Consider the following 22,784-nt stretch of genomic DNA (forward strand, 5'->3'; position numbering starts at 1 on the left):
GGCGGCCCTTTGGGGTCGCCTGTTTTTTCAGTAGTCGCGTTCGAAAAAGATACCCAAGCCCGTCTCACCCCGGCCATCCACCGTGCCGCGAACCGTGAAGCTGTCGGTGACGTCGAGGTTCAAATTCACCTCGGTGTCACCTTCGGTATTGACGGTGAAATCGGTGTAGAGATTGTCGCTTAGATATGCGCCCGCACCAAGGCTGCCCCCACCGCCCTCAGTCGCGCCAAGGTCGATAGTGTCCAGGCCCGTGGCCTCGCGCACCCCTTTGGTAGTATCCCCGCCGGCGCCGCTGAGTTGGGCCAATGAGGCCGCCATCTGCGCAATGACAAACGGTGACAGTTCTGAGAACCGGTTGCCGAACAAGAGCATTGCTAGCGCTTCCTCGGTCGGGCGTTCAGGATCTGAGAATACGTCGACCTCGGGTGAGTCCAGCGGCCCGGCGATCTCGATCGTTGCGGTGCCGTCCGAGGTGCTGGAGGACGATTCAAACTCGATATATGGCGTCAGGTCACCCTGCAGGGTGACCACACCCTTAGTCAGCGCAAGGCGGCGACCAAGGATATCGATATTACCGCGGATAAGCTCAATCTGGCCTGACGGCACAACAGAAGTTGTAGTTCCACCAATCTGTATGCGACCGCCCAGTTCCGCGTTCACGCCGCGTCCTCGGACAAAGACTGCCTTGGGTGCAAGCAATCCGATGTCGAGCGACATGCGCGAGTTGCTTTTAGTCTCATCCTCGGTTTCCACCAGATTGGCGCGTTCCCGCGTTACGAAACCGGCACGGCTTTCGTTCAGGTGTTGGATCGTCGGAATTGGTGCTGCGCCGACTGCTCCTGCGGCGGCTGCAAGATTGATGTTGGTTTCGCCAAAGTTGATCTGCCCGGCCAGCGAACTGTTCCCGGCCAATGCCCCGGTCAGGGCGATCTGACCGTTCAATGTGGTTTCATAGAGCAGCTTGTCTGTCAGCACGAGATTGTTGAGCGCTGTGGTTATCTGGGCGTTGAAGGGTGGCGTCAGATCAATCGGGCCGTTGACGGTAAACCCTCCGCCCGCTCGTAACCCACCCTGCAGTGCAATCGTGGCGCGGCTTCGCGCGATGTTTACGGAACCCCCGATGCCAGTGATTGTCTGTCCCACATCGGGCAAGGCCATCGACGCGCCGGATGTTGAAATCGTTCCGCTAAGCGCATCCAGCGCAGGTGCCCCTTTCAGGGCCAGATCGAACCGGGCAGTACCGGCCAGATTGTTGGGAGAGATAAATGCATTGGCGATACCGATGTTGACACCGCCCTGCATCTTCAGGTCCGCTTCGCCGCTGGTTTCGTTAAAGGTCCCGGCAACAGTTGTACTGATATCGGCGGGGCCATTAGCCTTTGCGTCGATGGTCCACATCCCGGCGTCGCGGCGGGCGGTACCACTGGCGGCGACGGTTCCGGGGAAATCGGGCACAAAACGTTCGACCCGATTCAGGCGGGCGTCAAAATTTAGATCCGCGGTGCCACCGGTTTCTACGGTTCCGGTTAAATTGGCGTACGAGCTATCAGGTCCCTGCAGGCGCGCATTGCCTTCCAAACCGGACCCTGTAGGGGCGACGTTGCCATCCAGCGTGAGCGGCCCGGACAATGTCGAAGATAGACGGCCGATGTCGTCCAGCATGGCCGAGAAATCGAGGCCACCGGCCTCCCGATCCAATCGGCCCGATGCATCTGCGGTCAGCGCGGTTCCGTTCAGACTGAAAGTGCGGATGTTCAGCCCCTGATCATCGTTGGCGGCATCCACGTTCAGCGTGGTTCGTCCCTGTACCAACGCATCTACGGCTTGGATACCCGTGGCAAGGTCGTCTGCTCTCAGGTTGCCTTTGATATCAAAGGCCTTGCTGCTTTGCGCGGCCCGACCGGTGACGTCGGCATCAATCGACCCGGCCAGATCAAGCCCGGCGAGGCCGGAGAACAAAGACAGGTCGGGGGCGTTCAGCTTGGCGCTTCCATCCACCGTGATGTTTCCGGTGGGGTCATCGATGGTTGCGCCCACCTCGGCAGTAAGAGCAGCACTTTTGACCGTGGCGTTTCGAATAACGATTTGGTTGCCCGAATGCGCACCGTCCAGATTGATTGATGTCCGGCCTTTCAACAGCGGGTCGAACTCGCTCATCCCGGTTTCGATATTTGTTCCGATCACGCTGGCTTGGCCGTCGAATTCCAACGTCTGTACGGTGCCTTTGCCATCCAGCCGGGCCTGTAATGCGCCCGCCAGATCACGCTGTGCGATGCCTGAGAACACCGCCAGATCGGGGGCGTTCACGCTGGCCTGACCGTCAATTGTCAGATTGCCATTTGGCGTCGTGACCGTGCCGCTGGCCTGCGCTGTCAGAGCGTCGCCATTCACGGTGAAATCGCGAATTGTTACCCCTTCGGTGTCGCGTTTGGCATCCAGAACGATTTCGGTTTCACCCGTGATCATTGGATCAATATCGTCACGCCCGGTCACCAGATCACGCCCATTCACCGTGACCTTGCCGTCAAAGCTGCGTTCCAGTGGCGAGCCCTTGCCAGCCACCTGTATCGAAGCTTTGCCACCAAGTTGAAGCTGAGCCAGGTCCGAGAAACGCGACAGGTCGGTTGCCTGCAGCAGCGCCGTACCATCAACCTGCAACCCGGTCGCAAGCCCGCTGATCAACGCATCAGCGTCTAGGGTATAGTCGCTGCCGACCAGTTCGACCCCGGACAATTGCAATGTCTGGTCGCTGCCGTACTCGAACTGTCCATCCAGTGTGATCTGATTTCCGACGGCGGCATTCAGTGCGGCATCTGTCAGATCAATGCCATCCAGCACAGCCTGCAGATCGCCATCGACCGACAGCCCGCTGGATTGATCTAGCGTGCCTTGCCCGCTGATCCGTGCATGATCGAGGTTCAGGTTGGGGGTTTCAATCTTGTTGGTCGTCAGGCTCAGGTCCCAGAGATTGCCATTCTCGGTATTGTACAAGGCCGAAATCTGAGCCGCGCCGATTGACGTATCGCCGCCGCTGACGGGCAGAACGACCTTGTCACCTTCCGGCGGCGTGATACGACCTTGCAGGGCGACCAGTTTCAGAACACCACCCGAAGCAAGGCTGAGTTCGCTTTTGAGGTCCAGCGCTTCCGAGGTAATCTCGATATCCGATATATCCAGCGCCCCGTCAGAATGGGTGCGCCCATCTACAAACAGCCGTGTGTCGGTACCGAAGAACGTGTCCATCTCTTCGGCCAGAAACGGCGTCAGGTCGCCTCCGACATCGGCAGTAAACGCGATTCCATCGGAAGCGTTGCCACTCTCTTCGGCTGTGCGCAGTCGTACCTGACCGGACACGCGAAGCTGCTGATCGCTGCTTAGACCGATATCAGCATTAAAATCCGTTATCGGCCCCGAGCCTTTTGCAGTCAGCTCAAGCGGCGGGGCATCGGGGATGGACAGGGCCGTTGCGATCAGACCGCCTGAGGCTTCGGCTACGGTCAAGTCCAGATCGATCTGGCGGCTGTCGTTCTGAAAGCCTGCTTTCAGATCAATCGTGTCCCCGGCGCGGTCCAGTCGGTCGATATCCAGCGTAGTATCCAGTGTTCCATCAGCCAGCGATAGGTTGCCGTTCACGGCAAGCTCAGCAGCGACGCCGATCAGCGGCTCACCCAGAGACAGGTCATCGACACGCAGCTCTCCGATTTCGATCGAAACCGGAAGCTCAGGTAGTTGGAAGGGTTGGGTTTCGGCTGAAGGGGTCGGTGCGTCCTTAGTTGTTGTACCGGGTGTGCGGGCGATATCGATTTCCTGCGCCGATAGTGTGTTGACCGAGAACCGACCGCGCAGCAGTGCCAATCGGTTCCAGTCCAATTCAGCGTTTTTAATGGTGAGCCAGACGCCGTCGTCATCGGCGACTGTGATTTCCTGAATCGTTGCACGCGAACTTAAGGCACCTTCAAGGCCGATCACCCGCACATTCTGATCATCACCGGACAGGGTATCTTGCAGAAACTGCTCGATCATGCTGCCGCCCTCGTCCTGAGCGGTCGCCGCGATGGGAACGGTGATCGCTGCTGAACTTAGCAACAGGGGATATACAACGCGACGCATCAAAAGGCCTGCCCGATCCCGAGGTAGAATTGCAGCCCGTCACCCGTATCGCCCTGAACCGGCACCGCAAGGTCAAAGCGCAAGGGCCCGAAGCCGCCCAGATCATAACGGATTCCAAGGCCCGCGCCAGAATGCTCTTCCGCGCCGCTGCCGATGAATGAGGACGTGTCGACCACACCGTAGTCATAAAACCCAACCAACGAGATTGCGTCAGTGACTTTGCCTCGGACCTCGGCTGAGAGCCCCAGAAAGGATTTGCCACCGGCGACACCATCCCCGACGGGGATACCTAGGCTTTCAAATGGCTGACCCCGTACTGTACCGGCACCACCCGAGAAGAACAGGAAATCTGGAGTCACACCATCTGCCGGAGGTCCGAGGACCGATCCCAACTGCACCCGGCCTGCCAACACCAGCCGACCGGCGGTGCCCAGATCGTTATAGGCGCGACCGTCAAAGAACATTCTCAGGCCGGTATCCGACCCGGAGAACCCGACAAAGGGCATGACTTGCGAGTCTAGATAATAACCGCGCGTAGCACTGACTTTGCTGTCGCGTTCATCCCATTCTGACCGGAACGGAAGAATGAAGTATCGAAACTTGCGCCCATCGCCATAGGCGTCATCCGCGTCCGACCATTGGAAACCTGCCGAGGCTTCGGCGTAGAGGCGGTCAGAGAATGTGCGGCGTGCACCATAGGCAAGCGAGGCGACGGTGACGTTGTAGTTTTCGGTATTGCGCCGTTCCAGCAGGGCGCTCCAGAATGTATTGTCGTCAGGGCCCAGACGATCAGGTTGATCCAGCCGCAGACCAATGCGTCCATCGATATCCTCGGCACCGCCGATATTGCGGATTGCCGCCTCGAACCGCAGCCTTTCGGCTCGCCGGAAAACGTTTCGATGGGTCCACGTAGCTGTAAGATCAACCCCGTCGCGCGAGGCAATCTCGGCCCCAAAGGTCAGGCGGCGCGGTGGCAGGTCTTCAAACGTCGCGTCGAAATCAAGCGTGCCATCCGGGTTGGGTTCTTCATGTTCCTTGAGCGAAACCGTAGCGAATGTGCCGGTACGCCGCAGGCGGGTGCCAACCTTTTGGACCTGTTCAGGCGAATAAACCTCACCCGAGGGGAAGCCCGCGATTTTCTCGATCGATCGATGGCGGACATTTGTATCGCCCTGAATGATCATTTTACCGAACCGCAGCCTTGGCCCCGGAGCCAGATCAATTGTCGCGTCCAGCCGTGCCTGCGCATGGCGCGCTATCACTTTCTGATCTTCCACTTCCGCCTTGGCATGGCCTGTATCGCGCCAGCCCTGCACCCCGGCCGAAGCCGCCTGTTGGATCGCTCCGGTGGTCGCGGTCTTACCCGTGGCGAACTCTTCGGGCAGTTCCGTGCCCGGTGCCAGCGGTTGCACGACAGCCGTTCCGAACTTGAACTTCCGTCCCGGTGTGACAAGGATAGTCGCCCGTTTGAATTGGGCTGGAACGTTCAGCGAATTGATTTTGGCGGCTTCCTGCCCGTCAAGCTTGATGCTGACGACGGGGCTGAAATAGCCTTCGTCGTACATGATCTGAACGATGGTGCGGTAATCGGACAAAGCTGCCGACAGTATTTCCAGTGACGTATCAAGACCACGCGATTCCGAGGTGAAGATGGATGAAGTCTCTTCCAAGCGGTCGACCAGATCTTCAGATGCACCAGGGGCGGATAGGGTCGTTTCTAGCGCGGTAGCAAGATTGGGGGACAAGGCCACAAACGCACCAAAAAGCCAGCCTCTCAGATCGCTGCGCGGTCTGCTCCCTGTCATTGTCTGGCTCCAACTGCCCCAAGTCGAAATCGCTATGGCCGCGAAACAAAACGAATGCGGCGTGTTGAATTCATTTAGAGCATCTGACGGCGCTTAGGGGAAGAACTAAACAAAGTTCAGGTGTTTTTATTGGCAAACTCGTGTGCCAATCCGCTACAGACCGGCATTTCGGAACCAGCGAACAATCGCATCCCGGTCTTCAGGTTCCATATAGGTCACGTTCGCAGGAGGCATGGCATGTGTGACGCCGGATTGCAGATAAATCTGTTGCGCGTTCTGAGCAATGTCAGCTTTTGTTTCCAGCAGGACACCTTTGGGTGCCCACAGGATGCCTTCCCAGACAGGCTCGCGCGCGTGGCACATAGAACAGCGACCCAGAACTATGTCCTGTGCTTCTTCAAAGCCATCCGCCGCTGCGAATTTCTGTTCATAGGGGGTTAGTTGCTGCGCTTCTGCCTCCTCAAGCGGGTCATGCATCGAAGCGGTCGACAACCACATGATGGTCATGAACAGCAAAGCCGTCACCAGCCAGGTCCAGGTTGGATTGCCAGCGCGCGCATGGCGGGTGTTGAAATAGTGCCGGATCGTGACACCCATCAGGAAGACCAGCGCGGCGATGATCCAATTGTACTCGGTCGCAAAAGCCAGCGGATAGTGGTTCGACAACATCAGAAACACGACCGGCAATGTCAGATAGTTGTTGTGGGTCGAACGCAGCTTGGCGATTTTGCCGTATTTCGGATCAGGTGTACGCCCGTTCTTTAGGTCGTCCACCACAATGCGCTGGTTTGGCATGATGATGAAGAACACATTTGCGGTCATGATTGTGGCCGTGAAGGCCCCCAGATGCAGCATCATCGCGCGACCGGTGAATATCTGGTTATAACCCCAGCCCATAATCACCAGCAGCACGAACAGAAGAACCATCAGCAATGTCGGACGCTCGCCCAATCCCGACTTGCAAAGAAAATCGTAGACCAGCCAACCGACAGTCAGCGAGGCAGCCGAGATCAATATGCCTTGCCATAGCGCCAGATCCGCCTTTTGGGCATCGATCAGATAGAGCTCTCCGCCTACCCAGTAGACGATCATCAGTAGCGCGGCACCGCTGAGCCATGTGGCATAGCTTTCCCATTTAAACCAGGTCAGGTGGTCGGGCATACGCTCCGGAGCGACGAGATATTTCTGGATGTGATAGAATCCTCCGCCATGGACTTGCCATTCCTCGCCGTCCGCCGGTCCGGGGATATCGCGGTTCAAACCAAGATCCAGCGCGATGAAGTAGAAGGATGATCCGATCCAGGCAATCGCGGTGATAACGTGCAACCAGCGCACGCCAAAACCAATCCAATCCCAGAAAACGGCGAAGTCGTACATGCTTATGTCTCCGATTGCGTTGCGCCACACTAGGCAAACGGGCTTTTCTTCGGTATTCCCGTATATTGTCAAACTGTATCAAAAAAAACGATAAGATGTCCTATCTCGACAACATTCGAACCTTTGTCCGGGTCTATGACTTGGGCAGCATGTCAGCCGCCGGGCGGGATATGAGAATTTCACCTGCGGTGACGTCGGCGCGAATTTCGCAGTTGGAGGATCATCTGGGAGTACGCCTGTTTCAGCGCACAACCCGGAACCTGACACCAACGGAACAGGGGCGGGCGTTCTACCCCGGCGCGGTTGCGGTTCTGGATGCAGTTGATGAGGCAGAAGCCCAAGTCACGCATCTGACCGAAGCCCCCCGCGGGTCTCTGTTTGTTGCTGCGCCCTTGGGTGTCGGGCGCCGGTTATTGGCGCCTCATGTGCCTGATTTTCTGTCAGAATACCCTGAGATTGATGTGCGTCTAAGACTGACAGACCGCTCGGTTGATCTGACCACCGAAGGCTTGGATCTGGCTTTTTTCATCGGTCAGCCCGAAGACAGTACATTGCGCATTCGCAAGATTGCGGATTGCCAGCGTGTGCTATGTGCAGCCCCTGATTACGTGAGCCGATGTGGGATGCCAGAAGCTGGATCCGATCTGATTTCAGGCAAGCATGAATGCTTGAACCTGCGCTTCCCTGGCGCGGCAGAGTTTCAGTGGATGCTGGAAACTCCCGATGGCCCGAAACGATTTGCTGTCTCGGGCAGGTATGAATGTGACGATGGTGATGTTTTGACCGATTGGGCGCTGTCTGGGCAAGGTATTGCCATGAAACCCGTTTTTGAAGTGTCAGAGCATTTGAAGGCGGGGAGGCTGATCCCGGTGGCGATGAAGACGCCCCCGGTTCCCGTGCAAATGGCCTGCCTGTATACGCATCGCCGCCATCAGGACCCGAAGGCTCGGCTGTTTATGGATTTCATGATTGACCGGATCGGTAAAGTGGTTCGAAGCGCCGAAGTCTAGGACTAGCTGCCCCGGTAGGTCGAGTAGCCGTAGGGGGACAACAGCAGCGGAACGTGGTAGTGCGCGTCCGCATCGGACATGCCAAAGCGGATCGGCACCTGATCCAGAAACAGAGGATCATCGCCATCCTGACCTGTCGCGCGCAGGTAATCTCCGGCGAAGAATATCAGCTCATAAGTGCCGGTTTTAAAGTCGTCCTGCGGTAAGATCGGGCTATTGGTTCGGCCATCCGCGTTGGTTTCCATCTCGACCAGTTTACGGTGCGAGTTCCCTGACACTTTGTAGAGCGCGATTTTCAACCCCTCAGCGGGGCAGCCGCGCGCCGTGTCGAGAACGTGGGTTGTCAGATAACCAGCCAAGGGTCTCTCCTATGTGTTTCTTTTGGTGTGCCACAGTCTGGGCCAAACCGCAAAATGGTTGAAATGCCGAAAGAAGTGGAAACAGTGTTCGGATTGATTTGATAATCAATAGACCGTTTCTGCGGTAAAGCTGTCAAAACACCTAATCGGACTGGAAGACCCTATGCAGCCGCCTCGTTACCCCCGCGATATGATCGGATACGGAGCCAACCCACCTGACGCCGCATGGCCCGGCGGTGCAAAACTGGCTGTGCAGATTGTGTTGAACTACGAAGAAGGCGGCGAGAACTGTGTCCTGCACGGGGACGCTGCGTCCGAGGCGTTCTTGTCCGAGATCGTTGGGGCGGCGCAGTGGCCGGGCCAGCGTCATTGGAACATGGAATCGATCTATGAATACGGCTCGCGGTCGGGGTTCTGGCGCCTGCATCGCTTGATGAAAGACCTACCGATCACCGTTTATGGTGTGGCTACCGCGTTAGCGCGTTCGCCAGATCAGGTTGCGGCGATGAAATCGGCAGGGTGGGAGATTGCCAGCCATGGTCTGAAATGGGTCGAGCACAAGGATATGCCCGAGGCGGAAGAACGGGCCCAGATCACCGAAGCGATCCGTCTGCATGCCGAAGTCGTAGGGGATCGCCCGCGCGGCTGGTACACTGGGCGCTGTTCGGACAACACCGTGCGTCTGGTCGCCGAGGAAGGTGGCTTTGCTTATGTTGCCGATACCTATGCAGACGATCTACCCTACTGGATGCAAACCGGTGGTCGGGATCAGTTGATTGTTCCCTACACGCTGGATTGCAACGACATGCGCTTTGCGACGCCACAGGGGTTCAACGCCGGGGATCAGTTCTATTCATATCTGAAAGACAGTTTCGATGCGCTTTATGCGGAAGGCGAGGCCGGTGCACCCAAGATGCTGTCGATCGGTTTGCACTGTCGCCTGATCGGGCGACCGGGACGCGTCATGGCGCTGAAACGGTTTCTGGATTACGCGCGTGGGTTCTCGGACGTGTGGTTCGCAACGCGATTGCAGATTGCCGAGCATTGGGCCGAAAAGCACCCGGCGGCTGAGCGTCCACAACCCTCGCAAATGGGCCGCGAAGAATTCGTCTCTGCGTATGGAGGTATCTTCGAGCATTCCGCTTGGATCGCCGAGCGCGCCTATGATCTGGAATTGGGCGCGGCGCATGACACGGCAGTCGGATTACACAGTGCTTTGACGCGCATGTTCCGGTCCGCCTCGACCGAGGAACGGCTCGGTGTTTTGACAGCCCACCCTGATCTGGCAGGCAAACTGGCGCAGGCAAAGCGGCTGACACAGGAAAGTACGTCCGAGCAAGCCTCGGCAGGGCTTGATGCGCTGACGGATGAGGAACGCGCCACCTTCACCGAACTGAACCAGCGCTATACGGAAAAATTCGGCTTTCCGTTCATCATTGCCGTGCGGGACCACAACAAGGCTTCGATCCTAAACGCATTCGAACGGCGCATCGAACAGGATCGCGAAACCGAGTTCGCCGAGGCCTGCCGACAGGTCGAGCGGATTGCCGAGTTCCGTTTGCGCGATGTGCTGCCCTCATGACTCGGATTGTCGCTGAACCGATCTCGGCCGAAGCTTTCGCACCGTTTGGTGATCTGATTGATGTGTCAGGTGAGGCCGACAAGATCATCAACCAGGGCCAGTGCGGGCGGTATCATGATCGGGCAAGGCTGGATTTCGGTGATGCCCAAGCGGGCATCAGCCTGTTCAATGCAAACCCACGCGAACTGCCTTATCAGCTAGCGATGGTTGAGCGTCATCCTGACGGCAGCCAGGCGTTCATTCCGATGACTCACCAGCCCTTTCTCGTGATCGTCGCCCCGGATGAGGAGGGGCAACCGGGTCGTCCTCGCGCGTTCATTACACAGCCAGGACAGGCGGTGAACTATCACCGGGGAACATGGCACGGAGTTCTGACACCCTTGCATGGACCCGGTCTGTTCGCAGTCGTTGATCGGATCGGGGAAGGCCCGAACTTGGAGGAATACTGGTTCAGCACACCGTACGAGGTGGTCAACCGCTAAAACCAGAACCGAAGCCGCCGGAGAAGCGGTAAAAACCCCATTGGATCTTAGGGAGGACAATGAGATCATGGCAGAAACTTCGATAGGGACGCCCGAACAGCTTCGGGACCCGAACTTCACACCCGCCTTGCACAAGGCGATACCGCTGGGCATTCAGCACGTTTTGGCGATGTTCGTCTCGAACGTGACACCGGCCATCATCGTGGCGGGTGCTGCCGGTTTTGGATTTGGGTCGAACTCCCCGGATTTTCCCGAATTGCTGTACCTGATCCAGATGTCGATGCTGTTCGCTGGGCTGGCGACCCTGCTGCAGACTATCACGATTGGCCCGGTTGGAGCGGCTCTGCCGATTGTACAAGGAACGAGCTTTGCGTTTTTGCCCATCATGATCCCTCTGGTCGCCGGAAAAGGCGTGGATGCCTTAGGGGCGCTGTTTTGCGGTGTCTTGGTTGGCGGTTTGTTTCATGCCTTTCTTGGCCTCTTCATAGGCAAGATACGGTTTGCGCTTCCGCCGCTGGTCACTGGACTTGTCGTAACAATGATCGGTTTGGCGCTGGTCAAGGTCGGCATACAATACGCCGCTGGTGGTGTGCCTGCGATTGGAACTCCTGAGTATGGATCGCTGCTCAACTGGTCGGCTGCACTGGTTGTGGTTGTTGTGACGCTTGGCCTCAAGTTCTTTGCACGCGGTATGCTGTCGGTGTCTGCCGTACTGGTTGGTTTGGCCATCGGCTACGTCTATGCCCTGATGGTCGGGATGGTGACGTTCGAGGCCATTGGCACAAGTTGGTCGCGCGCCTCAGCTTTTGCTCTGCCCGTACCGTTCAAATATGGGTTTGAGTTCTCTCTGGCCGCCGTGATCGGCTTTTGTCTGATGTCTTTTGTCTCGGCCATCGAGACCGTCGGAGACGTATCGGGTATCACCAAAGGTGGTGCAGGTCGCGAAGCAACCGACAAGGAAATCGCTGGCGCGACCTATGCCGATGGTTTCGGAACAGCGATTGCCGGTATGTTTGGCGGGTTTCCCAATACGTCCTTCAGCCAGAATGTCGGTTTGATTGCGATGACGGGCGTCATGAGCCGCCATGTCGTGACCTGTGGAGCTATCTTCCTGATCCTGTGTGGCCTTGTGCCAAAAGTCGGGGCAATTATCCGCACCGTGCCTATCGAAGTGCTGGGCGGTGGTGTGATCGTCATGTTCGGCATGGTGGTCGCGGCAGGTATCTCGATGCTGTCAGACGTGGATTGGAACCGTCGCAACATGGTGATCTTTGCGATTTCGCTGTCGATCGGTCTTGGGTTGCAACTGGAACCCGGCGCGGTTCAGCACCTACCTGATACACTTCGTATCCTGATGACCAGCGGCCTGCTGCCCGCAGCGCTGATCGCCATTGTACTGAATTTGGTCCTGCCAGAAGAATTGGCCGAAGAATCGACTGAAGAGGTTTCAGGGGGTATGGCCGGTCACGGGGCGGGTAGCCTACCTCACGATTGAAGTGTTGAAGTAATCCGCAGCGTGCTTCAGCGCTGCGGATTACCCGGTGTTTGCCATTAGGCGCGCGACATCCAGCATGCGGGCTGAAAACCCCCATTCATTGTCGTACCAGCCAAAAACCCTGATCTGCATCTCTCCAATCATGCGCGTCTCGGGCCCCGCCACTACCAGTGACTCAGGGCGGGACCGCAAATCAGATGACACCAAGGGCAGATCGGTCCATCCCAGCACGGCAGAAGCTGCGACCGCGTCGCGAAAGGCTTGGTCGAACTGCTCAGCGCTCATGCCACGTTCAAGCGTGGCGACAAGATCAATGGCAGATACGCTGGCCGTCGGAACACGCACCGCGGCCCCCGACACACGACCGGCCAGGTCTGGCAAGACGATATCAATCAAATGCGTCGCGCTCGAGGTCGTGGGCACCATCGACAATGCCCCGGCGCGCGATCGGGCCAAATCCCCGCGTGGCGCATCGACCATCGGCTGGCTGTTTGTATAGCAGTGGATGGTGGTCATGTGCCCGGACACAAGCCCGCCGATTTGATCAATCAGCTTGACGAGCGGCGCCAGCCCATTCGTGGTGCAGGATGCATTTGAAACGATCCGTGCGCTGCCCAATTGATCTTCGTTTGCCCCCAGTACCAGTGTGACTTCGGCAGCGGGTGACGGACCGGAAATCAACACTTTATCCGCCCCAGCAGTCAAGCCCCGGCTGGCCACGTCGGATGTTCGCGCGATGCCGGTGCAATCGAGCATGACATCGACGCCGGACAGATCGACCTGTGCCAAATCGGCGCTGTGAGACATCAGAATAACGCGGCCATCGATATTCAGTGCTTCACCTTCAGTCGTGACCGAACCCTGATAGGGGCCAAACGTGCTGTCATATTTGAGCAGGTATGCGCATGTTTCCAGCGGTGCGATATCGTTGATCAGCACCAGTTCTACATCCGAATGCTGCGGCAGGCTTAGGACCTGACGCAGAATGGTGCGGCCGATACGGCCGAATCCGTTGATCGCGAGTTTCATGCGCAAGCTATGGCAGGCAGATCAGGCGATCTCAATCAAAGTATTGTACCAATTTCAGTTGCAGCTGACCTGCGAAAAGAACTGGCCCGAAATGTTCTGATACATGCTGGAATAGATCGCCTTGCAGCCAGTCGCCTTCTGTATCGCGGCCATTGCCTGGATGGTGCGAAGACGTGGCGGCGGGCCAAAGGGGTTCAGATTGTTATTATCCCGCGTCGCCCGATAAACCACAGGCGCGTCCGAGACCTGCGTCACCGCCCATGTGCGGCTCATGACGAAAACGGATTTGGTTTCTTCCTTGGCTGCGACCGGGGCGGCGTTGAACGCCGAAAGGCCAAGGGTGGCAACCAGTGCAATCATCGTACCGCGCAGTAACATCGAACAATCTCCAGTGCTGAAAACTCATTTGATTTCATCAGATTCCAGCGATTCTGTGAACCCCTTTACCAGAACTTGACCCGGTAAAGCCCCGATCGTCAGCTACCTAGACGGTACAGACAACGGCATGTGCCTATTCACATCCTTGTACAACAGATAGCGAAACCGTCCCGGTCCGCCTGCGTAACAGGCCTGCGGGCAGAAAGCGCGCAGCCACATGTAGTCGCCGGCCTCAACCTCGACCCAGTCCTGATTGAGACGATAAACGGCCTTGCCCTCAAGCACATAAAGGCCGTGTTCCATCACATGGGTTTCGGCAAAGGGAATCACGCCACCAGGTTCGAAATTGACGATGTTGACATGCATGTCGTGACGCAGGTCCTGCGGATCGGTGAAACGGGTGGTAGACCAGCGGCCTTCGGTGCCGGGCATTTCGTTAGGTACCACGTCGCGTTCATTGGTGATGATCGGGTCAGGGGCGGGCAGGCCGGGCACTGCATCATAAGCCTTGCGCACCCAATGGAACCGGGCAACTGAATCGCCATGGTTGTGCAGCGTCCAGTCGCTGCCCGGGGGGATATAGGCATATCCACCGATCTCAAGAACATGATCCGCTTCGTTCAGGGTCAGCGTGACGCTGCCCTCGACCACGAAGATCACCCCTTGCGCATTTGGGTCGGTTTCGGGCGTATCGCTGCCACCGCCGGGCTGCACCTCCATTATGTATTGCGAGAATGTCTCGGCAAAACCACTCAGAGGCCGGGATAAGACCCAAAGACGTGTATTCTCCCAGAAAGGCAGAAAGCTGGTGACGATGTCGCGCATCGTGCCTTTGGGGATTACCGCATAGGCATCGGTGAACATGGCACGGTCGGTCAACAGTTGCTCTTGCCCCGGATGTCCGCCTGTCGGTGCATAATATTTAGGATGTGTCATCAAATGCCTCTGCTTCGTCTGGGGACAATATGAGGCGATCTCACGGGCGGACCTAGCGCCTGCCTTGCGAAAGGTTTGTTCGGGATAATTTGAAGGTGGCCAAGTGGGGCTTGGCCGCACACGCATAGAGGTATATCTATGGACGTGAAAGTCATTCAAATCGGCGAGGCCCTTTGATGAAAGCCTTTGTTTACACAGCGCTGGTTGCTGCACTTTTTCTGGGGGTGGGTGGAATAGCACAGGCTAAACCACTTTCCCGAATCATCGCGGAAATGGGGTTGAGCCCCGCTGACTTTGAGGTGTTGAACGACACCTCAAACGCGTTGCTGTCGACGGGCACTCCATCCGTGGGGCAGGAGAGGGCTTGGCTCAATCAGGACACCGGCTCGAAGGGGACAATCCGCGTGCAAAGCGTTCAGGGCAATTGTGTGATACTTCAGCACTTTGTGCAGCCTGAAGGTGCTGCACAGGCCCGCGATATCAGAACACGCCGCTGCAAGACCGCTGATGGGAACTGGATCCTGACACCTTAAAGGTCGGTGCCTTGGCCAGCACCCGAACTAGCACAGCTGCACCCTTGTGATTTGCTCCAGCTAATTTGACCGCAGGCCCCCTGCTGGGCATCGCATTGATGCTGGACCGGGCTCAATTTGCGTGAATGACGTTCCGTCACTTAGCTGGACACGCTCATGGCCACTAAGCCATCCTCGGACCAAAGCCAAAGACCCGCATTGCGCCACAGGGAAGGAATAGACATGACCATGACTTTCGGATTGCGTGAGGAAAACCGCTCCCTGTTACAGCGGGTGAGAGATATGATTCACGACGAGGTCATGCCGCTTGAAGATGAGTATCAGGCAGAAATCAATAAAGGCGATCGTTGGAAATATACCGAGCGACAGGCCGAGATTCTCGAGGGGCTGAAAGCCAAGGCCAAGGCGGCGGGGCTTTGGAACTTCTGGCTGACAGACAGCGACAAAGGTTTTGGCCTCAGTACAGTTGAATACGCCTATTTCGCCGAGGAGATGGGCAAGACGCCCTTGGGGGCCGAAGTTTTCAACTGCTCCGCGCCCGATACAGGGAATATGGAGGTGTTTGAACGCTACGGGTCAGGCGCGATGAAAGAGCAGTGGCTGAAGCCTTTGCTCGACGGGCAGATTCGCTCGGCCTATCTGATGACCGAGCCCGATGTGGCCTCATCAGATGCCACCAACATTTCGATGTCCTGCGTGCGGGACGGGGCCGACTATGTTCTGAACGGCGAAAAATGGTGGTCGTCTGGGGCGGGCGATCCGCGTTGCAAGGTCTATATCGTGATGGTCAAAACCGGCGGGGACGATCTGCCAAAGCACCAGCGCCAGTCGATGATCGTGGTCCCAGCGGACGCGCCCGGGATCGAAGTGCTGCGCCCGATGGAGGTCTATGGCCACGACGATGCGCCCCATGGGCACATGCACATCCGTTTCACAGAAGTTCGGGTCCCAGCCGAAAACATTCTACTGGGTGAAGGGCGCGGGTTCGAGATTGCGCAAGGTCGCTTGGGGCCGGGCCGTATTCACCATTGCATGCGCGCGATTGGTCAGGCCGAGTCTGCGCTGGAGCAGATGTGCAAGCGTTCACTACAGCGCCAGGCGTTTGGGATGAAACTGGCGCAGCTGGGGGCAAACTACGACATCATCGCCGAATGTCGGATGGAGATCGAAATGGCCCGTTTGCTGTGCCTCAAGGCCGCCTGGTACATGGATCAGGGCGATGCAAGGGCGGCGGCCCCATGGATCAGCCAGATCAAGGTCGTTGCCCCCAAGGTCGCGCTGAAGGTGATCGATGAGGCCGTGCAGATGTTCGGCGCACAGGGGATCAGTCAGGATACGCCCTTGGCAAATGCATGGACCCATGTGCGCACCCTGCGTCTGGCGGATGGGCCGGACGCAGTGCATCGCCGTCAGGTCGCTCGCGCCGAGTTGAAGAAATACACGCAAGAAAAAGTCTGAGGCGACAGAACCACAATGACATCGGATGTGTTGGGGCAGGCGTATTTCCACCAAAATGCGCAGGGTGTGTTTGTCGGAAATGACCCCGCGCGCGGGCCTTGGTCGGCCGATCATTGCCATGCTGGGCCAGTCAGCGGATTGATCGTGCGGGCGGCAGAAACCGAAGTCGGCCCTGAGAAGATGTTGACCCGGTTGACCGTCGATCTGCTGCGTCCATTGCCTCTGGCTGGTTTGCGAGTCGCGGCAGAGACGACACGCCATACCAAGACGCTGGCGACCACACGGGTCACCGTACATGATCTGGACGACACGCTTTGCGCCACCGCCACAACCATGCATATGGTGCGCAAAGACCTTGGGGCCGTGCCTAATGTCGAACTGCCCGCGCCCAGGGTCGAAGATATGGTCGATGGCCCGTTTCCGATCGGTGAGATGCGCCATCAGTTGCCCGGTTTTGCCCATCACTCCCAGATCGGCTATCCCGCTGATGGCAAGCAAGGGGCGGGTCCGAAAACCGTCTGGATGCGCACACCTGCCTTGCTGGAAGGAGAGGACCCATCGCCGATCCAAGCGCTCTGCCCGCTTGCAGATTGCGGCAATGGCATATCGTGGAACGCGCCCACATCTGAGATGGGTTTCATGAATACCGACCTGACTGTGCAAGTCCACCGCGAGCCTGTCTCGGACTGGCTGGCCTCTGACTCGATCTCGCACTGGCAACCCTCGGGGATCGGTATGTCGCAGTCAGTTCTATTTGATACGCAGGGGCCAGTTGGGACGGCTTTGCAGACATTGGTCTTGTTCCCGCCGGAGTAAATGGCGGGATTCTGCAGCCTAGTGTTTAGTCGGATTGCCGATACCCGCTGCGCATTCTATCTTTGCAACATGCGCTGGCTTGCCTTCTCCTTGACCTGCCTTCTGCCGATACCGGCACTGGCTCATCCCCATGTTTTTATCGACACGGGGCTAGAGTTCATGGTCGATGAAGCAGGCAACCTGACCCATGTGCGTGTGACCTGGGCCTATGATGAGTTCTATTCATTGCTGGTTCTCGAAGACATGCGACTGGATCAGGATGCTGATGGCGTGCTGACCGAGGCCGAAGAGCAGTTTTTAAGCGGCTTCGACGCGCAGTGGGTCGAAGGTTACAATGGCGATCTGGTCATCCGCATGGGCGAAAATGTGATCCCGCTCTCTGGCCCGCTTGAGCCGCAGGCCACGACCGAGGATGCCCGCATCGTGACCACACATCTGCGCGCGATCGAAGGAGACCCCGTTCCCGCGGATGCGCTGTCGATCAAAGCGTTTGATGAGAGCTTTTATACCGCATACGAAGTGACCCGCCCGGTTCTGGTTTCAGGCCCCACGACTTGTAATATCGAACGCAACGATCCGGATATCGACAACGAACTGGCCCAGATGCAGGCTTTTTTGCTGACGCTGGATGCCGAGTATGACCTTGAAGAAAATGATATCCCTCTGGTCGGTGAGAAATTCGCAACCGAGATTCGGCTTTCATGTCCAAATACCTGATCGTTCCCGTTGCCATCGCCTGCGGGGTGCTGCTGTGGTTCTGGGGCAGCGGTGGTTTTGACCATCTGGCCGCTTGGGCTGCCGGAGAGCAGCGCGAATTCCAGAACCAGATCGCCCGCGCCCTGCGCGCAGCACGCGCCGAGCAGCCCGAAGCTGTGGCAACGCTACTGACGGTCTGTTTTGCATATGGGTTTTTTCATGCCATCGGACCGGGCCATGGCAAGGTTCTGATCGGAGGATACGGGCTTGGCCGTCGTGTCGCGTTTTGGCGGTTGTCTGCAATCAGTGTCCTGTCGAGCCTAGGGCAAGCAGTGACGGCGGTTGTGCTGGTTTATGCCGGGGTATTGGTATTCCAGATGTCACGCGAGTCGCTTGTAGGCACGACCGAACAGGTCATGGCACCGATCAGCTACGGCGCAATTGCCGCTATAGGCCTGTGGCTGGTTTTTCGCGCCATCCGCAGTTTTGCGCGGCGTCACAAAAACCAGGCCTCTCAATCGCACGACCACCATCACCATGCGCATGATCACGACCACCATCATCACGACCACGAGGTTTGCGCTGACTGCGGCCACCGCCACGGCCCGACGGCCGATGAGGTCGCTCAGGTCGGCAGCTTGCGCGAGGCGTTGATCCTGATCGCTGGTATAGCCGCACGCCCCTGTACCGGCGCGTTATTCGTGCTGATCCTGACATGGCAGATGGGTATCGCAATGGTCGGCATCGCGGGCGCATTCGCCATGGCTTTAGGCACCGCAACCATCACCACTTTGGTCGGTTGGACATCCTTTGGGTTGCGCGGCGGGTTGCTGGCCTCAGCCTCGGCTACGCGCTTTGCATCGGTACTGGCCCCGACCATCGAACTGGTTGCGGGTCTTATCATCGCCGTGATTGCAAGCGGGCTGCTACTGCGGGCCTTGTAGACTTAGCCAAACACCGGTTCGGGATATCCTACCCGTGCCAGATACAATCCTTGCGGCGGGCATACCGGCCCACAGGCCGCTCGGTCAACCGCCTCAAGCGCATCGCGAACGTCCTCAGGCGTCCATGCCCCAGCCCCCACACGCTCCAACGTGCCAACAAAGCTACGTACCTGATTGTGCAGGAACGATCGGGCGCGAACATGGAAGTGGATTTCGGCCCCCGAGAAGCCCTGAACCTGTTCCACCCGCAACTCATCCAGTGTTTTGACCGGGCTGGCGGCCTGACAGATGGATGAACGGAAGGTGGTGAAGTCATGTCGCCCGATCAGCATATCCGCCCCGGCCTGCATCGCTGCAACGTCCAGAGAATGATTGATCTGCCAGACCTGCCCTTTGTCGTGGGTTGCAGGTGCGCGACGCATCAGGATACGGAACAGATATTGCCGCTCAAGCGCCGAAAACCGCGCGTGCCAATCATCATCCACTCGTGCAGCTTGCACGATCGCGACAGGCTGCGGTTTGAGGTGATAATTCAACGCCTCGGACAGGCGGAACAGGTCCCATTCTTTGACCAGATCGCAATGCGCCACTTGTCCTAGCGCGTGAACCCCCGCGTCGGTACGACCGGCGGCGGCGATGGTGTGGTCTCCGGGTTCGATCCGCGACAGGGCGAGTTCGATCGCGCCCTGAACCGACGGCAGTTCTTTCTGCCGCTGCCATCCGGCAAACGGTTCCCCTTGGTATTCGACTTGCAGCGCGTATCTGGGCATGGCGCGCTGGTATCGCGCCTTGGTCGGACGGGCAAGGGGGCGAAAGCTCTGGCAAGTGCCGCAACCGCTACCTATCTTGGGCAAAACGATAATTGCGGGGCGACAGCTTGGTCATCTCATCATTGGCAGACAGTCTGGTGCGCGGCGTCGAATCCGTGGGTGACCGTGTGTCCGAGACATTCTTCGAACCGGTCATCCGGCTGGGCGTCACGGGATTGGCGCGGTCGGGTAAGACAGTGTTCATCACATCACTGGTCGCCAACCTGCTGGATCGGGGCCGCATGACCGGTCTTGTGGCGCAGCAAGAGGGGCGTGTCACCGCCAGCTATCTGCAGCCGCAACCCGACGACACCGTGCCCCGGTTCGATTTCGAATCCCATCTGTCGGCGCTGACCGGACCAGCGCCGCACTGGCCGGACAGCACGCGTGCTGTTTCCGAGTTACGCCTGTCCTTCAAAGTCCAGCCCGCAGGTCTGCTTTCGGGATTGCAGGGCCCTCGAACATTGCATCTGGACATTGTGGACTATCCGGGTGAGTGGCTGCTGGATCTGGCCCTACTGGACAAATCCTATGAAGATTGGTCGCGGGACACGCTGGAACACATATCCAATCGCCCACAAGCAGGGGCATTTCTGGCAAAGGTTCAGGCGACCGACCCAACCGCGCCACATGATGAGCCGCAGGCGCAGGACCTCGCCCGCAGCTTCACCGATTACCTGAATGCCGCGCGTGATGCCGGTTTCTATGACTGCACTCCCGGTCGGTTTCTTCTGCCGGGCGATCTGGCCGGGTCTCCTGTGCTGACATTCGCGCCGCTCCCGGTGTCGGGGGCGTCAATTCGGCGTTCACTACACCGCGAGATGGAGCGGCGGTACGAGGCGTACAAATCGCGTGTGGTCAAACCTTTCTTTCGCGACCACTTTGCCCGGATCGACCGGCAGATCGTTCTGGTAGATGCGTTGGGGGCAATCCATAAAGGCCCGCAAGCGGTCGAGGATATGCGCCGCGCGATGGCCGATATCCTGTCGGCCTTCCGCCCCGGTCGCAACGCATGGCTCAACAGGCTGCTGCTTGGCAAGCGGGTCGAGCGTATCCTGTTTGCGGCCACCAAAGCGGACCATCTGCACCATCTGCAGCACCCGCGCCTGACCGCGATCATTGAGGCCCTGACCCGTGAGGCCCGCGACCGCGCCAGCTTTGCCGGGGCTGAAACTGCGGCCTTATCGTTGGCTTCACTTCGGACAACGACAGAAGAGATGCGCAGCCATAACGGCGTAGAACTGCCATGCGTGCGCGGCACTCTGCTAGACAGCGGTAAGCAGGCGGCCTTTTACCCCGGTGATTTGCCAGAGGACCCTGCCCATCTGCTGGGCCCCGCGCGCAATGGGGCCGAGGGATGGCTGGGCGACGACTATGGCAATATGGCCTTTGCACCCGCACATTTGACCCTGAATCCCGGTGACGGTCCGCCACATATTCGGCTGGACCGGGCTGCGCAGTTTCTGATCGGAGACCGGCTGTGAACGTGATCCTTCGTCCTGCTCGCAGTACCGATGCCGGAACCACAGGCGCTATTCTGCATGGGTTCGCCCGCGAAAACGACTGGATGCCTGAACTGCATTCTGAGGCCGAGACCATTGCGTTTTGCGGCAGGATGATTGATCTCGGCTGGGTCACGGTGGCCGAAAAGCAAGGGCAGGTGGCCGGATTTCTGGCGTTGAATGGGGACGAAGTGCAGTCGCTCTATCTGGCGGCCTCGGCGCGCGGGCAGGGGATCGGGCAGCAATTGCTGGATCGTGCCAAAACGCAGCGTCCCACGCTCAACTTGTATGCGTTTCAGGCCAATCCTTCCGCATGCCGGTTCTATGAGCGCAACGGCTTTGTTGAGGTCGCACGCGGCGATGGGTCCGAAAATGACGAAAACCTGCCCGACATCAGATATGTCTGGACGCGCAAGGAGTTGGTCGATGGCTAAAGGCCCTGTTTTGATTGATCTGGAAGACGATGCCTCGACAGTTGATGTCTCGGCCGCGCCTCCTGTTCCGGACATCGCGCCTCCGCAGGGGCAGGCGATGCAGTCAGCGGTGCGGTTTGCAGCGCGGAAACCTTCGGTTTTGGCGCGTTGGTTCTGGGGGTTGGCATTAGCCGTTGTGGGGGCGGTGGTCTCGGTCGCCGCATGGGATTTTGCCATCTCTCTGCTGGAACGCGCACCAATTCTGGGTTGGATCGTCACCGGTCTGATCGCTGCGCTGTTGCTGGTCGTCCTGATCATTGCACTGCGCGAGTTGGCCGCAATCAGCCGTCTGTCTCGCGTCGACGGGCTGCGGCGCGCGGCGGACACAGCTTTAACAGACGAGGACTTGTCGCAAGCCCGCGCTGTAACCACACGGCTGATTGCGTTCTATAAGGGACGCGATGAAACACGCTGGGGTCGCGACCGTTTGACCGAACGCATGGGAGAGCAATTCGATGCGGCAACCCTGCTGAGCTTGGCCGAAGACGAATTGCTGGCCCCGCTGGACGCTGCTGCCAGCCGCGAGGTCGAGGCCGCAGCCCGGCAGGTTGCCACCGTTACCGCTTTGGTTCCGCTCGCGCTGGCCGATGTCGCGACCGCGCTGGCAAGCTCATTGCGAATGATCCGACGTATTGCCGAAATCTATGGCGGTCGAGCAGGTTTCTTGGGCAGTTGGCGCCTAACCCGCGCCGTATTCGTGCATCTGATTGCAACTGGCGCGGTGGCAGTGGGGGATGATCTTCTGGAGCCGATTTTAGGCGGCTCGGTTCTCAGCAAATTGTCGCGCCGGTTCGGTGAGGGGCTGGTCAACGGCGCGCTCACCGCCCGCGTGGGTGTCGCTGCGATGGAGGTCTGTCGACCTTTGCCTTTCTCGAAACGCCACCAGCCCTCGACCCGTGGCATGATCAAACGCGCGCTCAGCGGGTTGTTCTCCAGGACTTGATCTGGCGCAAGGCCGTGCCTGAACCTGTCCTGCATAAACAGGACGGA

Annotated in this window: 20 protein-coding genes; 12 read left to right on the plus strand and 8 right to left on the minus strand. The window is 58.3% G+C overall.

Features of this window, described 5'->3' with window-relative positions; all coding sequences use genetic code 11:
• Nucleotides 1-27 precede the first annotated feature (27 nt).
• The 3 genes from ACR0DK_RS16685 to ACR0DK_RS16695 all read right to left on the minus strand — a co-directional run bounded on the left by ACR0DK_RS16685 (nucleotide 28) and on the right by ACR0DK_RS16695 (nucleotide 7,292).
• Nucleotides 28-4,110 (minus strand): translocation/assembly module TamB domain-containing protein, encoded by a 4,083-nt coding sequence (locus ACR0DK_RS16685; protein ID WP_480737209.1) that lies wholly within the window; start codon nucleotides 4,108-4,110, stop codon nucleotides 28-30.
• Entirely contained in the window at nucleotides 4,110-5,915 is a 1,806-nt protein-coding gene (locus tag ACR0DK_RS16690) for an autotransporter assembly complex protein TamA (RefSeq protein WP_480737212.1), read from the minus strand. The genes ACR0DK_RS16685 and ACR0DK_RS16690 overlap by 1 nt, the downstream gene beginning before the upstream one ends.
• A gap of 153 nt (nucleotides 5,916-6,068) precedes the next feature.
• Entirely contained in the window at nucleotides 6,069-7,292 is a 1,224-nt protein-coding gene (locus tag ACR0DK_RS16695) for a urate hydroxylase PuuD (RefSeq protein WP_480737215.1), read from the minus strand.
• 95 nt (nucleotides 7,293-7,387) lie between these two features.
• Between ACR0DK_RS16695 and ACR0DK_RS16700 the strand changes: the two genes are divergently transcribed.
• Nucleotides 7,388-8,302, plus strand: a complete 915-nt coding sequence (locus ACR0DK_RS16700; protein WP_170511345.1) for a LysR family transcriptional regulator — start codon at nucleotides 7,388-7,390, stop codon at nucleotides 8,300-8,302.
• Between the two features lie 2 nt (nucleotides 8,303-8,304).
• On the opposite strand, the gene uraH is transcribed toward ACR0DK_RS16700, so the two are convergent.
• A complete protein-coding gene (uraH, locus tag ACR0DK_RS16705) occupies nucleotides 8,305-8,661 on the minus strand; it encodes a hydroxyisourate hydrolase (protein WP_170404478.1) in 357 nt (118 codons plus the stop codon).
• Between the two features lie 163 nt (nucleotides 8,662-8,824).
• Here uraH and puuE point away from each other — a divergent pair, with 163 nt between their 5' ends.
• The 3 genes from puuE (at nucleotide 8,825) to ACR0DK_RS16720 (ending at nucleotide 12,220) form a co-directional block, all read left to right on the plus strand.
• A complete protein-coding gene (gene puuE, locus ACR0DK_RS16710; RefSeq protein WP_480737219.1) occupies nucleotides 8,825-10,243 on the plus strand; it encodes an allantoinase PuuE in 1,419 nt (472 codons plus the stop codon).
• Entirely contained in the window at nucleotides 10,240-10,725 is a 486-nt protein-coding gene (locus ACR0DK_RS16715) for an ureidoglycolate lyase (protein ID WP_170564627.1), read from the plus strand. The genes puuE and ACR0DK_RS16715 overlap by 4 nt, the downstream gene beginning before the upstream one ends.
• A 67-nt stretch (nucleotides 10,726-10,792) precedes the next feature.
• On the plus strand, nucleotides 10,793-12,220 hold the full coding sequence (locus tag ACR0DK_RS16720) for a nucleobase:cation symporter-2 family protein (protein WP_170424357.1): 1,428 nt from the start codon (nucleotides 10,793-10,795) through the stop codon (nucleotides 12,218-12,220).
• Between the two features lie 39 nt (nucleotides 12,221-12,259).
• Here the strand turns inward: ACR0DK_RS16720 and ACR0DK_RS16725 are convergent, their stop codons facing one another.
• The 3 genes from ACR0DK_RS16725 to ACR0DK_RS16735 form a co-directional block, all read right to left on the minus strand.
• Complete coding sequence (locus ACR0DK_RS16725) at nucleotides 12,260-13,249, minus strand: type I glyceraldehyde-3-phosphate dehydrogenase (protein WP_480437477.1); 990 nt, start codon at nucleotides 13,247-13,249, stop codon at nucleotides 12,260-12,262.
• A 54-nt stretch (nucleotides 13,250-13,303) separates the two neighbouring features.
• On the minus strand, nucleotides 13,304-13,627 hold the full coding sequence (locus ACR0DK_RS16730; protein ID WP_170397457.1) for a hypothetical protein: 324 nt from the start codon (nucleotides 13,625-13,627) through the stop codon (nucleotides 13,304-13,306).
• A gap of 102 nt (nucleotides 13,628-13,729) precedes the next feature.
• Nucleotides 13,730-14,563, minus strand: a complete 834-nt coding sequence (locus ACR0DK_RS16735) for a bifunctional allantoicase/(S)-ureidoglycine aminohydrolase (RefSeq protein WP_170397455.1) — start codon at nucleotides 14,561-14,563, stop codon at nucleotides 13,730-13,732.
• Between the two features lie 176 nt (nucleotides 14,564-14,739).
• On the opposite strand from ACR0DK_RS16735, the gene ACR0DK_RS16740 reads away from it, so the two are divergent.
• The 5 genes from ACR0DK_RS16740 (at nucleotide 14,740) to ACR0DK_RS16760 (ending at nucleotide 19,010) form a co-directional block, all read left to right on the plus strand.
• Entirely contained in the window at nucleotides 14,740-15,096 is a 357-nt protein-coding gene (locus tag ACR0DK_RS16740) for a hypothetical protein (protein WP_170404458.1), read from the plus strand.
• Between the two features lie 222 nt (nucleotides 15,097-15,318).
• A complete protein-coding gene (locus ACR0DK_RS16745; RefSeq protein WP_480737223.1) occupies nucleotides 15,319-16,554 on the plus strand; it encodes an acyl-CoA dehydrogenase family protein in 1,236 nt (411 codons plus the stop codon).
• 15 nt (nucleotides 16,555-16,569) lie between these two features.
• On the plus strand, nucleotides 16,570-17,370 hold the full coding sequence (locus ACR0DK_RS16750; protein WP_170424351.1) for a thioesterase family protein: 801 nt from the start codon (nucleotides 16,570-16,572) through the stop codon (nucleotides 17,368-17,370).
• Nucleotides 17,371-17,439: 69 nt separating this feature from the next.
• Nucleotides 17,440-18,087, plus strand: a complete 648-nt coding sequence (locus tag ACR0DK_RS16755) for a DUF1007 family protein (protein WP_480737225.1) — start codon at nucleotides 17,440-17,442, stop codon at nucleotides 18,085-18,087.
• Nucleotides 18,072-19,010 carry a nickel/cobalt transporter gene (locus tag ACR0DK_RS16760; RefSeq protein ID WP_223117664.1) on the plus strand — a complete coding sequence of 313 codons (939 nt, stop codon included), beginning with the start codon at nucleotides 18,072-18,074 and terminating at the stop codon, nucleotides 19,008-19,010. Before ACR0DK_RS16755 ends, ACR0DK_RS16760 begins: the two co-directional genes overlap by 16 nt.
• 2 nt (nucleotides 19,011-19,012) lie before the next feature.
• Here the strand turns inward: ACR0DK_RS16760 and truA are convergent, their stop codons facing one another.
• Nucleotides 19,013-19,780: a tRNA pseudouridine(38-40) synthase TruA gene (truA, locus tag ACR0DK_RS16765; RefSeq protein ID WP_480737226.1), complete on the minus strand. Its 768-nt coding sequence runs from the start codon at nucleotides 19,778-19,780 to the stop codon at nucleotides 19,013-19,015.
• Between the two features lie 107 nt (nucleotides 19,781-19,887).
• On the opposite strand from truA, the gene ACR0DK_RS16770 reads away from it, so the two are divergent.
• Genes ACR0DK_RS16770 through ACR0DK_RS16780 form a run of 3 tightly spaced genes read left to right on the plus strand, consistent with a single transcriptional unit; the run spans nucleotide 19,888 to nucleotide 22,737 of the window.
• Nucleotides 19,888-21,303, plus strand: coding sequence for a YcjX family GTP-binding protein (locus tag ACR0DK_RS16770; protein WP_170397441.1), 1,416 nt, complete (start codon nucleotides 19,888-19,890; stop codon nucleotides 21,301-21,303).
• Nucleotides 21,300-21,755: an N-acetyltransferase family protein gene (locus ACR0DK_RS16775; protein WP_480737228.1), complete on the plus strand. Its 456-nt coding sequence runs from the start codon at nucleotides 21,300-21,302 to the stop codon at nucleotides 21,753-21,755. The genes ACR0DK_RS16770 and ACR0DK_RS16775 overlap by 4 nt, the downstream gene beginning before the upstream one ends.
• Complete coding sequence (locus tag ACR0DK_RS16780) at nucleotides 21,748-22,737, plus strand: YcjF family protein (protein ID WP_480737230.1); 990 nt, start codon at nucleotides 21,748-21,750, stop codon at nucleotides 22,735-22,737. Before ACR0DK_RS16775 ends, ACR0DK_RS16780 begins: the two co-directional genes overlap by 8 nt.
• The last annotated feature ends 47 nt before the right edge of the window (nucleotides 22,738-22,784 follow it).

The sequence above is a fragment of the Ruegeria sp. CE6 genome (assembly GCF_056537485.1).

Excerpts from the sequence above, each read along its gene's own strand:
- ACR0DK_RS16740 (WP_170404458.1), top strand. The coding sequence starts at position 14,740 with ATGAAAGCCTTTGTTTACACAGCGCTGGTTGCTGCACTTTTTCTGGGG.
- ACR0DK_RS16780 (WP_480737230.1), top strand. The coding sequence starts at position 21,748 with ATGGCTAAAGGCCCTGTTTTGATTGATCTGGAAGACGATGCCTCGACA.
- ACR0DK_RS16755 (WP_480737225.1), top strand. The coding sequence starts at position 17,440 with ATGCGCTGGCTTGCCTTCTCCTTGACCTGCCTTCTGCCGATACCGGCA.
- ACR0DK_RS16750 (WP_170424351.1), top strand. The coding sequence starts at position 16,570 with ATGACATCGGATGTGTTGGGGCAGGCGTATTTCCACCAAAATGCGCAG.
- ACR0DK_RS16725 (WP_480437477.1), bottom strand. The coding sequence starts at position 13,249 with ATGAAACTCGCGATCAACGGATTCGGCCGTATCGGCCGCACCATTCTG.
- ACR0DK_RS16715 (WP_170564627.1), top strand. The coding sequence starts at position 10,240 with ATGACTCGGATTGTCGCTGAACCGATCTCGGCCGAAGCTTTCGCACCG.
- puuE (WP_480737219.1), top strand. The coding sequence starts at position 8,825 with ATGCAGCCGCCTCGTTACCCCCGCGATATGATCGGATACGGAGCCAAC.
- ACR0DK_RS16735 (WP_170397455.1), bottom strand. The coding sequence starts at position 14,563 with ATGACACATCCTAAATATTATGCACCGACAGGCGGACATCCGGGGCAA.
- ACR0DK_RS16690 (WP_480737212.1), bottom strand. The coding sequence starts at position 5,915 with ATGACAGGGAGCAGACCGCGCAGCGATCTGAGAGGCTGGCTTTTTGGT.
- ACR0DK_RS16730 (WP_170397457.1), bottom strand. The coding sequence starts at position 13,627 with ATGTTACTGCGCGGTACGATGATTGCACTGGTTGCCACCCTTGGCCTT.
- ACR0DK_RS16720 (WP_170424357.1), top strand. The coding sequence starts at position 10,793 with ATGGCAGAAACTTCGATAGGGACGCCCGAACAGCTTCGGGACCCGAAC.
- ACR0DK_RS16695 (WP_480737215.1), bottom strand. The coding sequence starts at position 7,292 with ATGTACGACTTCGCCGTTTTCTGGGATTGGATTGGTTTTGGCGTGCGC.
- ACR0DK_RS16760 (WP_223117664.1), top strand. The coding sequence starts at position 18,072 with ATGTCCAAATACCTGATCGTTCCCGTTGCCATCGCCTGCGGGGTGCTG.
- ACR0DK_RS16745 (WP_480737223.1), top strand. The coding sequence starts at position 15,319 with ATGACCATGACTTTCGGATTGCGTGAGGAAAACCGCTCCCTGTTACAG.
- ACR0DK_RS16700 (WP_170511345.1), top strand. The coding sequence starts at position 7,388 with ATGTCCTATCTCGACAACATTCGAACCTTTGTCCGGGTCTATGACTTG.
- ACR0DK_RS16685 (WP_480737209.1), bottom strand. The coding sequence starts at position 4,110 with ATGCGTCGCGTTGTATATCCCCTGTTGCTAAGTTCAGCAGCGATCACC.
- truA (WP_480737226.1), bottom strand. The coding sequence starts at position 19,780 with ATGCCCAGATACGCGCTGCAAGTCGAATACCAAGGGGAACCGTTTGCC.